General features: G+C 64.9%; 17 protein-coding genes. 9 read left to right on the forward strand and 8 right to left on the reverse strand.

Annotation, left to right across the window (positions count from 1 at the left end; translation table 11 throughout):
* Positions 1-21: 21 nt before the first annotated feature.
* A complete protein-coding gene (locus tag ACH6CV_RS16135) occupies positions 22-786 on the reverse strand; it encodes an IclR family transcriptional regulator (RefSeq protein ID WP_456359243.1) in 765 nt (254 codons plus the stop codon).
* A 186-nt stretch (positions 787-972) separates the two neighbouring features.
* Between ACH6CV_RS16135 and ACH6CV_RS16140 the strand changes: the two genes are divergently transcribed.
* The 5 genes from ACH6CV_RS16140 (at position 973) to ACH6CV_RS16160 (ending at position 6,028) form a co-directional block, all read left to right on the forward strand.
* Positions 973-1,995: a sialidase family protein gene (locus tag ACH6CV_RS16140; RefSeq protein WP_456359244.1), complete on the forward strand. Its 1,023-nt coding sequence runs from the start codon at positions 973-975 to the stop codon at positions 1,993-1,995.
* Positions 1,992-2,894: a dihydrodipicolinate synthase family protein gene (locus ACH6CV_RS16145; RefSeq protein ID WP_456359245.1), complete on the forward strand. Its 903-nt coding sequence runs from the start codon at positions 1,992-1,994 to the stop codon at positions 2,892-2,894. The genes ACH6CV_RS16140 and ACH6CV_RS16145 overlap by 4 nt, the downstream gene beginning before the upstream one ends.
* A 49-nt stretch (positions 2,895-2,943) precedes the next feature.
* Complete coding sequence (locus ACH6CV_RS16150; RefSeq protein WP_456359246.1) at positions 2,944-4,215, forward strand: extracellular solute-binding protein; 1,272 nt, start codon at positions 2,944-2,946, stop codon at positions 4,213-4,215.
* A gap of 95 nt (positions 4,216-4,310) precedes the next feature.
* Positions 4,311-5,186, forward strand: a complete 876-nt coding sequence (locus ACH6CV_RS16155; protein ID WP_456359247.1) for a carbohydrate ABC transporter permease — start codon at positions 4,311-4,313, stop codon at positions 5,184-5,186.
* On the forward strand, positions 5,183-6,028 hold the full coding sequence (locus tag ACH6CV_RS16160; RefSeq protein WP_456359248.1) for a carbohydrate ABC transporter permease: 846 nt from the start codon (positions 5,183-5,185) through the stop codon (positions 6,026-6,028). The genes ACH6CV_RS16155 and ACH6CV_RS16160 overlap by 4 nt, the downstream gene beginning before the upstream one ends.
* A 68-nt stretch (positions 6,029-6,096) precedes the next feature.
* Here ACH6CV_RS16160 and ACH6CV_RS16165 read toward each other — a convergent pair whose 3' ends face one another.
* The 5 genes from ACH6CV_RS16165 to ACH6CV_RS16185 all read right to left on the reverse strand — a co-directional run bounded on the left by ACH6CV_RS16165 (position 6,097) and on the right by ACH6CV_RS16185 (position 10,105).
* Entirely contained in the window at positions 6,097-6,525 is a 429-nt protein-coding gene (locus ACH6CV_RS16165; protein ID WP_456359249.1) for a TIGR04086 family membrane protein, read from the reverse strand.
* A gap of 54 nt (positions 6,526-6,579) precedes the next feature.
* Positions 6,580-7,440: a PPK2 family polyphosphate kinase gene (locus ACH6CV_RS16170; protein ID WP_456359250.1), complete on the reverse strand. Its 861-nt coding sequence runs from the start codon at positions 7,438-7,440 to the stop codon at positions 6,580-6,582.
* Positions 7,441-7,545: 105 nt separating this feature from the next.
* Complete coding sequence (locus ACH6CV_RS16175; RefSeq protein WP_456359251.1) at positions 7,546-8,337, reverse strand: ABC transporter permease; 792 nt, start codon at positions 8,335-8,337, stop codon at positions 7,546-7,548.
* 2 nt (positions 8,338-8,339) lie between these two features.
* Positions 8,340-9,140 (reverse strand): ABC transporter permease, encoded by an 801-nt coding sequence (locus ACH6CV_RS16180; protein ID WP_456359252.1) that lies wholly within the window; start codon positions 9,138-9,140, stop codon positions 8,340-8,342.
* The gene (locus tag ACH6CV_RS16185; protein WP_456359253.1) at positions 9,137-10,105 is read right to left on the reverse strand and encodes an ABC transporter ATP-binding protein; all 969 of its coding nucleotides are present in this window, start codon (positions 10,103-10,105) and stop codon (positions 9,137-9,139) included. Before ACH6CV_RS16185 ends, ACH6CV_RS16180 begins: the two co-directional genes overlap by 4 nt.
* 201 nt (positions 10,106-10,306) lie before the next feature.
* Between ACH6CV_RS16185 and ACH6CV_RS16190 the strand changes: the two genes are divergently transcribed.
* On the forward strand, positions 10,307-10,876 hold the full coding sequence (locus ACH6CV_RS16190) for a hypothetical protein (protein WP_456359254.1): 570 nt from the start codon (positions 10,307-10,309) through the stop codon (positions 10,874-10,876).
* Between the two features lies 1 nt (position 10,877).
* On the opposite strand, the gene ACH6CV_RS16195 is transcribed toward ACH6CV_RS16190, so the two are convergent.
* Together ACH6CV_RS16195 and ACH6CV_RS16200 are read right to left on the reverse strand one after the other, a co-directional pair.
* On the reverse strand, positions 10,878-11,237 hold the full coding sequence (locus ACH6CV_RS16195; RefSeq protein ID WP_456359255.1) for a riboflavin kinase: 360 nt from the start codon (positions 11,235-11,237) through the stop codon (positions 10,878-10,880).
* On the reverse strand, positions 11,234-12,163 hold the full coding sequence (locus ACH6CV_RS16200) for a DMT family transporter (RefSeq protein ID WP_456359256.1): 930 nt from the start codon (positions 12,161-12,163) through the stop codon (positions 11,234-11,236). The genes ACH6CV_RS16195 and ACH6CV_RS16200 overlap by 4 nt, the downstream gene beginning before the upstream one ends.
* A 196-nt stretch (positions 12,164-12,359) precedes the next feature.
* On the opposite strand from ACH6CV_RS16200, the gene ACH6CV_RS16205 reads away from it, so the two are divergent.
* The 3 genes from ACH6CV_RS16205 to ACH6CV_RS16215 all read left to right on the forward strand — a co-directional run bounded on the left by ACH6CV_RS16205 (position 12,360) and on the right by ACH6CV_RS16215 (position 13,998).
* Positions 12,360-12,827 carry a hypothetical protein gene (locus ACH6CV_RS16205; protein ID WP_456359257.1) on the forward strand — a complete coding sequence of 156 codons (468 nt, stop codon included), beginning with the start codon at positions 12,360-12,362 and terminating at the stop codon, positions 12,825-12,827.
* Positions 12,828-12,832: 5 nt separating this feature from the next.
* Positions 12,833-13,318 carry a hypothetical protein gene (locus tag ACH6CV_RS16210; RefSeq protein WP_456359258.1) on the forward strand — a complete coding sequence of 162 codons (486 nt, stop codon included), beginning with the start codon at positions 12,833-12,835 and terminating at the stop codon, positions 13,316-13,318.
* Positions 13,319-13,431: 113 nt separating this feature from the next.
* On the forward strand, positions 13,432-13,998 hold the full coding sequence (locus tag ACH6CV_RS16215; RefSeq protein WP_456359259.1) for an acetylglutamate kinase: 567 nt from the start codon (positions 13,432-13,434) through the stop codon (positions 13,996-13,998).
* The last annotated feature ends 9 nt before the right edge of the window (positions 13,999-14,007 follow it).

A 14,007-nucleotide genomic window follows, 5' to 3' on the forward strand; every position in this document is an offset into this window, starting at 1 on the left:
CGACCCAAGGTCCGCCCGCCCCTACCCCTGGATCAACGGCGACAGCCTTGCGGCGGTGTCGATCAACAAAGCGGCGTAGCGCTGCGTCTCGGCGTCGCTGAAGCGGGGGGAGGGACCGGACACCGACAGCGCCGCCACCGCCTCGCCCCGGCAATTGCGCAGCGGCGTGGCCACGCACTTGATGCCGAATTCGTGCTCCATGTTGTCCACGGCGTAGCCGCGCGCGCGGATCAGGTCAAGCTCCTCGCGCAGACGCCTGGGGTCGGTGATCGTGTGGTCGGTGTAGGGGGTGAGCCCCGCGTCGATCACGGATTGGATCAACGCGTCGTTTTGGTTGGCCAGCAAGGCCTTGCCGACGCCCGTGCAGTAGGTGGAGGCGCGGATGCCGACGACGTTGCGCCCGCCCACGTTGGCGCTCGGGAATACGGCGTCGAGGTAGATCACGTCGCCCTCGAACAGCCGGGCCAGGTAGACCGTCTCGCCGGTCGCGGCCGCGAGCTGCTCGGCGTAGGGGTGCACCAGCTGACGGATGTCGTTGTGCTGGTTAAACTGGTTGCTGAACTCCAGCACCTTCGCGCCCAGGTGGTAGCGGGCGGTTTGCGGGTTGCGCTCCACCATCCCGCACAGCTCGAAGGTGCTCAGGATGTTGTGTACGCTGCTCTTGAGCATGCCGGTGCGTGCGCTGAGTTCGGTCACGCCCAACTCGGGTGTGCCGATGAAGTGGTCGAGCAGCTTGACGGCCTTGTAGAGCGACTTCACCTTGGCGTGTTCAGACATCGTGCCCATGGCGTTCCCTTCCTTCCGATGCCGTTCATCATAAGTGACCATTTTTCATTATACCAAAGCAAGAACCGCCGCGCAAGCATATTCCTCGCGTCGCGCGCTGCCCTGTGTTGACAGACGGCCGCGAATGTGATACAGTATGGTTAACGATGAAAATCATTCATTCATGATGAACAAGGAGGATCCCGCATGGCGACGCTGCACCGCACATTGGTGATGCGCGAGTGCCCCACGGCCATGTGCCACGCCCCGACCATGCTGCGGCTCGCGGACGGCGGAGTGCTGATCGCCTGGTTTGGCGGCAGCGCGGAGGGCGCGGACGACGTGGGCATCTACCTGGCAAGGGGAGCAAACGGTGCGTTTGACGCGCCGCGCCTGATCGCGCAGTCGGATGAGCCTCATTGGAACCCGGTGCTGTTCGCGCCGGACGAAAAAACGATCGCGCTGTACTACAAGGTGGGCAGGTGGATTCGCAGCTGGCGCACAATGGTTCGGCTGTCGGACGACGGCGGGCATAGCTTTTCCGAGGCGCGGGAACTGGTGCCGGGCGACGCGGGCGGGCGCGGCCCGGTGCGGGCCAAGCCGATCCGGCTGATGAGCGGCGAGATCGCCGCGCCGGCCTCGACCGAGGACGGCCCCTGGCGCGCGTTCGTCGATTTGTCCGAGGACAACGGCGCGCATTGGCGGCGCTCGAGCCCGATCGCGATTGATCCCGCCGCGCTGGCGGTTGAAGCGGCCGCCGTCAAAAGCCGCATCCCGGTCAGCGAGCAGAGCTTCCATGGGCGCGGCGTGATCCAGCCTACGCTGTGGGAAAGCGCGCCGGGCGTCGTGCACGCGCTGATGCGCAGCACCGAAGGGAGCGTGTTCCGGGCCGACTCGACCGACGGCGGCCGCCACTTCACCGAGGCTTTCCCGACCGACATCCCGAACCCCAACAGCGGCATCGACGTGGCGCAGCTGGAAGACGGCCGGCTCGTGCTGGCGCACAACCCGGTGGCGGACAACTGGGGCGCGCGCAGCCCGATGCGGCTGTCCATCTCGCGCGATAATGGGCGGCACTTTGAAACCTTCATGGACCTGGACGGCGGCGAGGGCGAGTTCGCCTATCCCGCCATCCTGGCCGACGGCGTGCATGTGCACGTATGCTATACGTATAAACGGCAGAACATCGCCTATTGGGCGATCGACATGGCGGAGGGGAGAAAATCATGAAGAATACCTTTCCGGGCGGCGTCTGGCCGGTCATGCTGACGCCGTTCACCAAGGATGATCGCGTGGACCTGTCCGCGCTCGAGGCGCTGACCGATTGGTACATCGCGCAGGGCGCGAGCGGGCTGTTCGCGGTGTGCCAGTCGAGCGAGATGTTCTTCCTGTCGCTTGAGGAGCGCGTCGCGCTCGCCGAGACGGTCGTGCGGGCCGCGCGGGGGCGGGTACCCGTGATCGCGTCGGGCCATGTCTCGGACGCGGCCCAAGGCCAGCTCGCGGAGCTGCGCGCACTGTCGGCGGCCGGCGTAGAGGCGCTGGTGCTGATCTCCAACCGCATGGCGGCCGAGGGCGAATCGGACGAAATCTGGCGCGCGCGCACCCAGGCGCTGATGGACGGCCTGCCCGAAGGTCTGCCGCTCGGGCTGTACGAGTGTCCGTTCCCCTACAAGCGGCTAGTGTCGCTTGAAGGCCTGCGTTGGGCGGCGCGGACCGGGCGGTTTTTCTTCATGAAGGACACCTGCTGCGACGAGGCGCTGATTTCGCGCAGGATCGAGGCCATCGCGGGCACCGAAATGCGGCTGTACAACGCCAACAGCACCACGCTGCTCTCGTCGCTGCAAGCGGGCGCGGCGGGCTACAGCGGCGTGATGGCCAGCTTCCACCCCGCGCTGTACGCGCGGCTGTGCACAGCAAAGGGCGGGGCGGAGGCCGAGCGGCTCAGCGACTTCCTGAGCATCGCCTCGCTGATCGAGCGCCAGTGCTATCCGGTCAACGCCAAGTACCACCTGGGCGCCATAGAGGGGCTTAAGATGACCACGCGGTGCCGCGTGAAGGACGATGCCGAGCTCTCGCCTGCGTTCAAGCGCGAGGTGGAGGCGCTGGACCGCATGGCGCGAAGGATGTGACCCACAAGGCCGGCGGCCTTAAAGATCATAAAACGGGAGGATGTTGACCATGAAGAGGACCCTGACGCTTATCCTGACGCTGACGCTCCTGCTGGCCTGCCTCGCCCCGGCGGGCCTGGCGGCCGAGCAGGTGACCATCAACTTCTGGGGCGGCTGGACCGGCCCGGACGCCGACACGATGAAGGGCATCGTGGACAAGTACATGGGCGAGCACCCGAACGTCACGATCAACTTCGAGACCCAGCAGTGGACGCCGCTGTTCACGAAGTTTCTGGCCGACGCCTCCACCGGCAACGCGCCGCACATCCTGGCCATGCGCCCGATGGACATGGGCCAGTTCATCGAGATGGGGCTGATGGACGACGCTTTTGCTACGACGATCGGCATCGACGCCGCCAACTACTCGCCCGCGGCCTGGGACGGCACGATGTACAAGGGCAAGCAGTACGCGATTCCGCTCGACCAGCACATGCACGGCCTGTACTATAATGAGGACATGCTCAAGGCCGCGGGCATCGACAACCCGCCCGCCACCGGCGAGGAGCTGATCGACGCCGCGCGCCGCCTGACCATCGACAAAAATGGCAAGAACTCGACCGAGGACGGCTTCGACAAGGACAACATCGTCCAGTACGGCTATAGCTTCAACATGAACCACCACGTGGGCTTCCAGATGAGCGCCATGATTGCCCAGCAGGGCGGCACACCCTTCACGAACGAGATGAGCGAGGTGCCGTTTGACGGCGGGCAGGCTGCCCGCGCGCTCAGCTTCCTGCAGGATCTGGTCATCAAGTACGGCGTGTGCCCGATCGGCGACAAGACGCCGGTGGCCAGCTTCACGGCGGGCAGCGTCGCGATGTTCGTCGACGGCCCCTGGCAGATGCCCGCGCTGGAGGCGACCGACCTGAACTGGAAGAGCGCGCGCTACCCCAAGGTGTTTGACGAGCAGATCGCCTGGGGCAACGAGCACATCTTTGCCTTCCCGCTCAGCGAGCGCAGCGACGCCCAGAGTCAGGCCGTGCGCGACTTCATCCTGTGGATGGATCAGAATTCCGGCGAGTGGGCCAAGTCCGGCCAGATCCCGGCCAGCACCAGCGGCCAGGCGATCGCCGCCGCGCTGCCCGGCCGCCAGGCCTTCATCGACAGCATGGCCAACATGTACCTGCTGCCCGCGAGCGCCAAGTCGGCGGAGTTGTTCGGCTCTTCGGCCACCTCGCCCTTCGTGGTCGCCGCGCAGTCGCTGCTGCTGGACGGAAACGATCCCGCCGCCGTCGCGGAGCAACTCGAGGCGGACATGAACGCGATCCTCTCCATGCCGTAGCCATCGTATCCCGGCCGGGGCTGCAATGGTAAAAAGGGAAGCGCTGCCATTCCCATTACAGCCCCGGCGCGAATATCGTTTCAGGGTGTGAGGACATGCAAAAAAACCAAGGAGGCAAGGCACTCGCCTTCATGGCGCCCTACCTGTGCGTCTTTTTCTTCTTCCGGCTGCTGCCGAGCCTTGCGAGCATCTACATCAGCATGACCAAGTGGAGCATCGTGGGCTCGCCGGTTTTCGTCGGCTTCAAGAACTACCTCGCGCTGTTCAAGGATGCCAATTTCTTCAGGGCGCTTGCCAACAACGCCTATTTTTTGCTGATCGTGCTGCCGGTCTTGGTCGCGCTGAGCCTGCTCGTCGCCATCGCGCTCAACGAGAAGATACCGGGCCGCAACGCCGTGCGCACGATTGCGGTCATCCCCTACGTGCTGATCCCGGCGGTGGTCGGCATCATGTGGAACTGGATGTACGACAAAAACTTCGGCATCATCAACTACGCGCTGTCCGCGCTGGGGTTTGCGAAGGCGGGGTTTCTGATCGACAGGAACATCGCCCTGGCGTCGGTGTCGGCGGTGATCGTCTGGTCGTACCTCGGCTACAACATGATCCTGTACCTGGCGGGCCTGCAGGGCATTCCCGGCGAGATCTACGAGGCGGCCCAGATCGACGGCGCGGGGCGCTTTAAGACGTTCACGCGGATCACGCTGCCGCTTTTGTCCCGGACCACCTCGCTGATTATCACGCTGACGCTGATTAACGTGGTGCAGGTCTACGACCAGGTGGTGGTCATGACCGGCGGCGGGCCGTCGATGTCCACGATGACGCTGATCCAGTATCAGTTCATTACGGGCTTTGAGCGCCAGCAGTTGGGCTACGGTTCGGCGGTCGGCGTGATGATCCTGGTGCTGCTGATCGGTCTGGTCAGGCTGCAGGGGCTGCTGTTCAAGCCGGGCGAGGAGGTGGGGCCGGGATGAAGAATCTGCCCAAGCGCGCGCTTACCTACCTGCTGATGTTCGCGCTCGCGCTGTTGTTCCTGTTCCCGATCCTGTGGGCGGTGATGTCCTCGTTCAAGACCGAGCAGAATGTGGTCGCCTATCCGCCGCAGCTGCTGCCCTCGCCGTTCGTCATGGCCAATTACCAGACGGTGCTGTCGCGCTACCCCTATCTTAACTGGATGGGCAACAGCCTGCTGGTGACGGGGCTTTCGACGCTGCTGGTGCTGGTCATCAGCTCGCTCGCGGCCTATCCGCTGGCGCGGATGGAATTCAAGCTCAGGGGGCCGCTGTTTGCGCTGATTACGGCCATGATGCTGATCCCGATCCAAGGCTACATGATCCCGCTGTTCAAGTTCCTGAGCATGGCCGGGCTGCGCCGGACGCCCGGGCTGTCCCAGCTATCGCTGGTTTTGACAGCCGGCGCGAACATCACCAGCCTGTTCATCCTGACCTCGTTCTTCAAGGAACTGCCGATCAGCATCGAGGAGGCCGCCCAGATCGACGGCTGCTCGGAACTCAGGTTCTTTGCGGTGATCTTGCTGCCGCTGTCGAAGGCGGCGCTGTCCTCGGTGGCCATCCTGACGTTCATCACCAACTGGAACCAATTCCTGTGGCCCTCGATCATGCTCAGCGGCGACAAGAACCTGACGCTGCCGGTGGGCATGGCGCGCTACTTCGGCGCGGCCGCCAACGACGCGGCGTTCCGCTACGGCCCTTCGCTGGCGGCCGCCTGCATGGCGGTGCTGCCCACGATCGCCGTGTTTTTGCTGCTGCAGCGCCACTTCGTCGAGGGCATCGCCTCGACCGGGATCAAAGGATAAACGGAATGGGGCTGTAACGCCGGGGTTCTCCGGCGCCACAGCCCCGTTTTCGCTTGTTTCTTCCCCGCCTACGCCGGCCGCGTAACCGTCCGCTTGCGCCGGGTATGCTTGCCGCGCGGAGGGAGGTTGGCGACCACCGCGCCCGATACCGCGCCCAGCGCCGCGCCCATCAGAAATTCGCCGGCCAGCAGACCGGCCGACACCAGCGCGCCGTCGAGCGCGCAATAGAGCGCGTAGCCCAAGATCATGTACAGCGTGCCGGTGGCCGCGCCCAGCGCGAAACCGCGCTGCCCGCCGCGCCCCACCGCGACCAGCGTGCCCACAAAGATCGAGCCCACCTTGGCGATCTGATTGAGCACGGTGAGCGCGCCGTCGCTCAGGCCCATGCGCACCACCAACAGCGCCAACACCGCCATACACCCGATGGTCGTCGCCATCGCCGCCAACACGCCCTTCAAGATCGAAAGCGCCGTCTGTCCCCTGGGGTCGAGCGCCATATAAATCCCCCCTTTTGCACGACAATCTATGCGAAAGGGGGGACGCGCTATACCTTATTGCTCATCCATCAGCCGCTGCCGGTACTCTAAGAACCGCTCCGGCTCGGCGGGCTCGGGGTATTGAGGGTCGATCTTTTGAAGCGCCTCGATCATCGCCTCCGACACCAAGAAGCGCGTGAACCACTTATCGTCGGCCGGGATCACGTACCAGGGGCAGTGCTTGGTGGCGGTCTCGTTGATCGCGCGCTCGTAGGCGCGGTGGTAGTCGTCCCAGCGCGCGCGGGTATCCAGGTCGCCGGCGCTGAACTTCCAGTGCTTCGAGGGTTTGTCCAGCCGCTCGAGCAGCCGCTTCTGTTGCTCATCCCTCGACACGTTCAGGAAGATCTTGACCATGCGGATGCCGTTTTCGTACAGGTATTCCTCGAAGTCGCAGATTTGGTCCAAGCGCCGGCCGATGAAGTCGCCCTCGAGGCAGCGCCCGGGCATCTTGAAACGGGGGTACAGCTTGAGCACGTCCACCGTCACCGCGTCCTCGTAGTGCGAGCGGTTAAAGATGGCGATCCTGCCCCGCTCGGGCAGGCACTGCGCGATCCGCCACAGGTAGTCGTGTCCGAGCTCGGGCGCGGTGGGCGCCTTGAACGAATACACCGATACGCCCTGCGGGTTGAGGCCCGACATGACGTGCTTGACGGTGGAGTCCTTGCCCGCCGCGTCCATCGCCTGCAGCACCACCACCAGTCCCTCGCGCCCGTCGGCGTACAGTCGGTCCTGCAGCCGCGCCAGATGCTCGATGTTCTCCTCGGTGCGCTCGATCAGCTCTTCTTTCATCAACCGCGCCTTGGCCGAAGCGCCGCATTCCACCCGGTCGAATTCGAAGGGCCGCTTGCCGGTATACCTGTAATCCTTCGGTTTCATCCCGCTCCATCCCCCTCTGATTTATGAATGCAGTATAACAGATGTGTGACAATCACGGCAAGCGGATTGGCGGCAATTGCCAAGGCAAAACATAGGAACGGCCGATCAGGAACCCGTCGAGCGATAGTGCCGCACGCCGAAGCGCCAGCAGGCGTAGCCCAGCGCGAAAAACGCCACGCCGAGCAGGGGCGCGAGGCAGGCGGCCCACGCGGGCGCGTAGTGCTTGCGCAGGAGAATGCTCATCGGCCAGTAGTTGATCGCCGCGAGCGGGATGACATAGGTGAACAGCCGCCGGAACCAGAGCGTGTACACGTCCATCGGATAACTCGACGCCTCAACGCCCCCGTGCGTGAAGATGTTGAACAGCTCGAGCGATTCCACGTTGAAGAAGCTCACCGCCGCGCGCATCAGCATCACGCCGCCATATGTCATGGAGCCCGCGACGATCGCGAACACGATCAGCAGCCAATCCCCAATCCCCCAGCCCGGCCTGAGGAGCAGGGCACCCCAGACGAAGGGGATGATGCCGTTGATGAACCGCCCGACGCGCAGGAGCTGGAACTCGCTGCCGAGTACCTGCAGGAACGCGCTGCGCGGCCGAAGCAGGATGCGGTCGAACGCCCCGGATCGGATGTGCCGGTCGAGCGTGTCGAAGCCGCGCATGTACGCCTCCGCGAGCGCGAAGGCCATGAAGGTCATGCCATAGAACAGCATCACCTCGGGCAGCGACCACGCCCCGAGCGACTGAAAGCGCGCGAAGAAGGCGTAGAGCGTGAGAAGCTCGACGACGCTGGCCGCGAAATTGCTCGCGGCGTACAGCACGAATGAGGCCGGATACTGCATCTGCACCCGAAATGAGACCGCGAGGAATTTGAAATACAATGCAATGCCGTTCATGCTCAACCTCCCGCGACCGTCACGCGCCGCAGCCCGCCGCGCATCAGCGCGCGCCCCGCCGCGACGAATATCGCGCACCACGACAGCTGTAAGCCCACGATCCAGGCGACATGCCCGGGCGCGAGGCTGCCCGAAAAGAGCTGCGCAGGCAGATCCATCATGCCCGCGAACGGTTGCAGCCGCCCCGCAAGCTGCGCCCACGCGGGCATCAGCCGCAGCGGCACATACATGCCCGAGAAGAACATGACGAGCGTCGGCAGAAAGCGCGTGATGCCCTCCGCACGCACCGTCCAGAGCGTGAACGCGCTCATGAGCGTCGTGACGGCTGTCGAGAGCAGCAGGCCGAATGTGGCCGCCGTAAGCCATGCCGCAAGCGCCGCGGGCGTCGGCAGCGCCATCTTGTACGGCGCGGGCACGAGCAACAGCGCAATGAAAAACTGCGGCACGGCGCGTAGCAGCGTCGGCGCGGTGCGCAGCGCGAGCGTGCGCGCAAACCACATCCAGTAAATGTCCAGGGGGCGCGTGAGCTCATAGGCGACCTCGCCCGTGAGCACGGAGTTCATGATGGCCGAGTCGGCGTAGGACGGGAACGCGCCGAGCATGGCCTGCCCGATCCAGACATAGGTCACCGTCTGTTCAAAACTCATGGGCTGCGCGGCGTCCGAAGAGGCGTAGAACGCGTGGAGCACCAGGATCCGCATGAGCCCGAACGCCCACTGCGTCGCAACGCCCGCGAGCGCCGCCGCGCGGTACTGGATCAGCGTCAGAAACCGCATGCGGAAGAACGACAGATACATCCTCATACGGCCGTTCCCCCGGCGAGCTCCGCGTACACCTTCGCCACCACGCGCTCGATGGGCGTGCGCTCGACCGTCACGTCGCCCACGCCGCACTGCGCGTCAAGCTCGCCGATCAGCTGCGCCGCCGTCACGATCGCCGGGTCGAACCGAATGGTCAGCGTGCGCCCGCTCGCCTCGCACGAGAGGACCCGCGCGTCGAGCCGCGCCGCCGCCGGGCGCTCGACCTCACAGGTGAGCACGCGCTCGTCCCGCCCGCGCCTGAGCAGCGAGATGTCGCCGTCGAGCAACTTCTCGCCCGCGCCGATCAGCATCACGCGGCTGCACAGCGACTCGATGTCGTCCATGTCGTGCGTCGTGAGGATCGCCGTCACGCCGCGCTCCCGGTTGATGTGCCGGATGAAATCGCGCACGGCGAGCTTCGTCGCGGCGTCCAGCCCGATCGTCGGCTCGTCCAGGAACAGCACCTGCGGGCTGTGGAGCAGCGACGCCGCGAGCTCGCAGCGCATTCGCTGGCCGAGCGATAGCTGGCGCACAGGCGTTTTCAGCAATTCGTCGAGCGAGAGCCGCCCGGAAAGCTCGTCAAGTGTTTTCTTGTAGTCGGCTGCGTGGATGCGGTAGATGTCCTTCAACAGGGAAAAGGAGTCGATGACCGGCAGGTCCCACCAGAGCTGGCTTCTTTGGCCGAACACGACGCCGATGCGCGCCGCGTGCTTCACCCGGGATGCCCACGGCGAGAGCCCGAGCACACTGCAGCGCCCGCCGTCCGGGGTGAGGATGCCGGAGAGGATCTTCACGGTCGTCGATTTGCCCGCGCCGTTCGGACCGATGTATCCGACCAGCTCGCCCGCCTCGATGTCGAAGGATACGCCCTTGAGCGCCTCGACGCGCCTTGCGCTGCGCCCGAACAGCCCCTTCTTCTCGCGCACGGTGTACGTCTTGGATAGTCCGTCGGCTGTGATGGCAGCCATGAGATCACCCTCCCTTATTTTTGAAGTGAAGATTTTAATTTTAACACCGCATGCCTGCGATGTCAATTTGTTTGTTCGTGCGAGCTGTGAGCGGGGGACGGACGGGCAAGCGCGGATCGCCCCTACTTGACAACGGCGGGCGCCGGCGCTACACTTTACCCAGACACATATACAGATACGGACAACCGGGAGGATCAAACGATGGAGAAACGGCGCACGGCGGGCCGACGGCTGCTGTTCTGGGGCGCGGTCACGCTGATGGCGTTGTCAGGCTATGAATTCTGGATTCGGCTCGACGTGATCTGGTGGGCGATCGAGGGGCTGTGGCGGTTGAGCCGTGAGACCGCTCTGCCCTTTGCGCGCGCGCTCAGCTTCTACGACCCGAGCATGTTCTACCTGGTCGGCTTCCTGGGTACGGTGATGCTGTACGCCCTGGCCGCCATCCTGCTGCGCAACCGGGCGCTGGCCAGCTACCCGCTGCTGCTGGGCGCGGCCGCGATCGGGCTGACCGGCGGCTTCCGGTTCGGCATGTTTAACTTTTCCCTGCTCAATTGGGTGGCGGGCGCCAAGCTCGTGCCGCTGACCGCGATCGCGGCGGGCTGCGCCTGTAACATCGCGCAGTACCACGTTGGGCGCTCGCGCGGGCGCAAGGGCTGGAACGACGTGTACGAGCAGACGTGCGCGACCGGCGGCGGCCCGCGCGGCGACGACGTGCGCGCCCGCGTGCGGGACCGAAGGCGCGGCAAGCGGCGTCAGGAGATGGGGGCGTAAATTACGTAAGCAACGCCCTTGCCCGGCGCGCGTCCTCGGCCAGTTGTCTTGCCAACGCTTCTTTGGAAGGGAATTTGATCTCCCCGCGCAGCAGGCGGACGGGCTCGACCGCCAGCGTGCGGCCGTACAGGTCGCCCGCGTAATCGAGCAGATGCACTTCCACCGTGGGGCCGCCGCCGGGCAGCGTCGGGTGGTCGCCCACGTTCATGATGGCCATGTGCATCTCGCCGTCCAGCCGGACGCGGGCGGCGTACACCCCGCGCGCGGGCGCGGCGCAGCCCGCCTCCAGATGCAAATTGGCGGTGGGGAAATTCAGCGTACGCCCGATGCGCTTGCCGGCCACCACAATGCCCGTAATCATGGCGCGCCCTCCAGGGAGAGGGAGCGCGCTTTTTTTGCGCCGCGGCCCGGCAATTGAGCGAGCAATATGGCCGTAAACATCAGCGCGCAGCCGATCAGCTCGTGCGCGCTGAGCCGCTGATTCAAAAGCGCCCAACCGGCCAGCACCGATATGACCGATTCCAGGCTCAGGATCAGCGAGACCAGCGTGGGGTGCATCCCCCTTTGGGCTACGATTTGCAGCGTGTAGCCGACGCCTGAAGACAGCGCGCCCGCGTACAGGATCGGCAGCCACGCCGCCAACAAATTGTCGGGTCGGGGCGATTCGAGCAGCAGCATCGGAATCGCCGCGATCAGCCCGCACACCAGCGATTGAGCCTGGCTCAGCCGCAGTCCGTCCACCTTTTGGACAAAGTGATCGACGAAGAGGATGTGCAGCGAAAACACGAACGCGCCGATCAGCAGCAGCACGTCGTTGAAAGATACGGTGAACACCTCGTTGATGCACAGCAGATACAGCCCGGCAAGCGCCAGCAGCACGCCCGCCCACAAAGCCAGGGAACACCGCTTGCCGCGCAGGAGCCCGATCACCGGCACGATCACGATGTAAAGCGCGGTGATGAAGCCGGCCTTGCCCACGGTGGTGTGCTGGAGCGCGACCTGCTGGAGGCTGGAACCGACAAACAGCAGCGCGCCGCAGCACAGCCCGCCGAGCAGCAGCGTGCGCCGGTCGGCCGGTTGTGCCTTGGGCGCGCCCGACGCGCGGTTCATGCGGGAGACGAGCGGGATCACCGGCAGCAGCGACGCGCAGCCGATCAGCGAGCGCACGCTGGTGAAGGTGAACGGGCCCACGTAGTCCATGCCCTTGCGCTGGGCCACAAACGCCACGCCCCAGATGGCGGCGGTCAAGAGCAGCAAGAGCGAGTTCCGAATCCGATGCTTGTCCATGTGCGACCATCCTTCGTAAGGGCTGTCCAGCCCATAGATATCCCCTGTATTATAAGGCGCGCCCTTGGCGCTGTAAAGGGCGTTTGCGTTGCCTGGCTGTGAAGCGCCCGGGATTCGGGTGCTTTGTACTTGAAATGCGGAATTTACTTTGCTATAATACGATAGACGGACAGCCTATACGAAGGGAGCGGCGAGCATGGTACAGCCGAACGCGCGGGGGTCGGAAGCTTTGAATATTGAGGGCATCAGCTTTATGCAGGTCATTTGCGGGCCGGCGAACAAGACGCCCTCGCTCTCGATCGCCGCCGGGGGTACCGTCACCGCGAACGCCGCGCTGACGAAGGCGCTCGGCGGGGCCGGGTGGGTGAAGTTATACGCGTCGGACGGATTTGAGCACATCGCGCTGCGGACCGCCGCCGGCGAGCAGGGTACGGAGGGTTGCCTGCGCCTCACCGAGTCGGGCAGGCTGGGCAGGGTGGCGCTCGCGGATCAGCTCGTCTCCTCGGGCGTCCGGTTGCCCGCCTATTGCCGATTCAGCTTTGACGAATCCAGCGGCGCCTGGTATGGGCGGATTGTTCCCCGTGAAGTGACACCCAAGCCGAGGGCGGCCGCAATGAAGCCGCGCAAGAGCGGCCTCGACGCCATCCTGGCCGAAAAGGGGTGAGGGGCGTGGCGCGGGCGACCGAGCAGGATGTGATCCGGGCGTTTGGCGATCTCGCCGAAGGCCAGGCGTTGCTGTACGGCCGCGGTCTCTGCCGGGAGGATGCGAAGGCCGTCGCAGCCGCGGCGCTGCTGATCGCGCTGCGCACCTATCGCGCGGGGCAGCGGTGCCGGTTCGAAGAATACGCCCGAGGCATGATGCGCGAGGCGCTGGCGGCAGAGAGGCGGCGGGAGCGCGCCGCACGAAGGGTGGAGGCCCGGCTATCCTTGGACATGCGCCTGTCGTATGACGCCGGGTATGCCACATACGCCGACCTGTATGCGACCTGCGCCGCCGATTACACTGCGCTTGAGGTCAGGCGATTCATCGCCGGATTGCCGCGCAATCAACGAACGCCGTTGCGCCGGGCCATGGCGGGGCACGATCCCGGTTGGAACGCGGATACCTTGGGCGAGCTGAGGCGCAAGGCGCTGGAGTTCGGGTTTTTTGTATAGGGCGGATTGGCGCAGACACATCTGAAAATATGCCTACCAATTAAGGCGCACGGCCCGGCCTGCCACGGCATAGGGTTTATGAGGGCGTCGGATGCCTTGTGAGGAGGGGTATCATGTTTCCGGAATCCGTGTGCGCCGAGGGTGGCTTGACGCGCGAGCAGTTGCGGGTGTCGAACTTGAACCGAAGGCTGTGGAGCGAGCATGTGCTGTGGACGCGGTTCTTCATCGTCAGCACGGTATTCAGTTTGCCGGATTTGCCGTTTGTCACGCAGCGGCTGCTGCAGAACCCGCGCGACTTTGCCGATGAGTTCCGCCCGCTGTACGGCGAGCAGGTGGCCGCGCGGTTTGGAGAATTGCTTACCGGGCACCTGCTGATCGCCGCGCAATTGGTGAACGCGGCCAAGGCCGGCGACGCCGCGGAGGTGGCGCGGCAGCGAGCGCTGTGGTACGCCAACGCCGAGGAGATCGCGCGCTTTCTCGCGGGCATCAATCCGTTCTGGAGCGAGCACATTTGGCGGGAGCTGCTGTTCGACCATCTGCGCATGACCGAGGACGAGGCGACGCAGATGCTGACCGGCCAATACGAGCGCAGCATCCAAGAGTTCGACGCCATCCAGGCGGAGGCGCTGGAAATGGCCGACGTGATGACCTGCGGCATCGTGGAGCAATTCTGTATCTAGGCAAGCGCT

Origin of the sequence: Anaerozeibacter quisquiliarum (assembly GCF_051162045.1) — a bacterium.
In the GTDB taxonomy this organism is placed as follows: domain Bacteria; phylum Bacillota; class Clostridia; order Christensenellales; family Aristaeellaceae; genus Anaerozeibacter; species Anaerozeibacter quisquiliarum.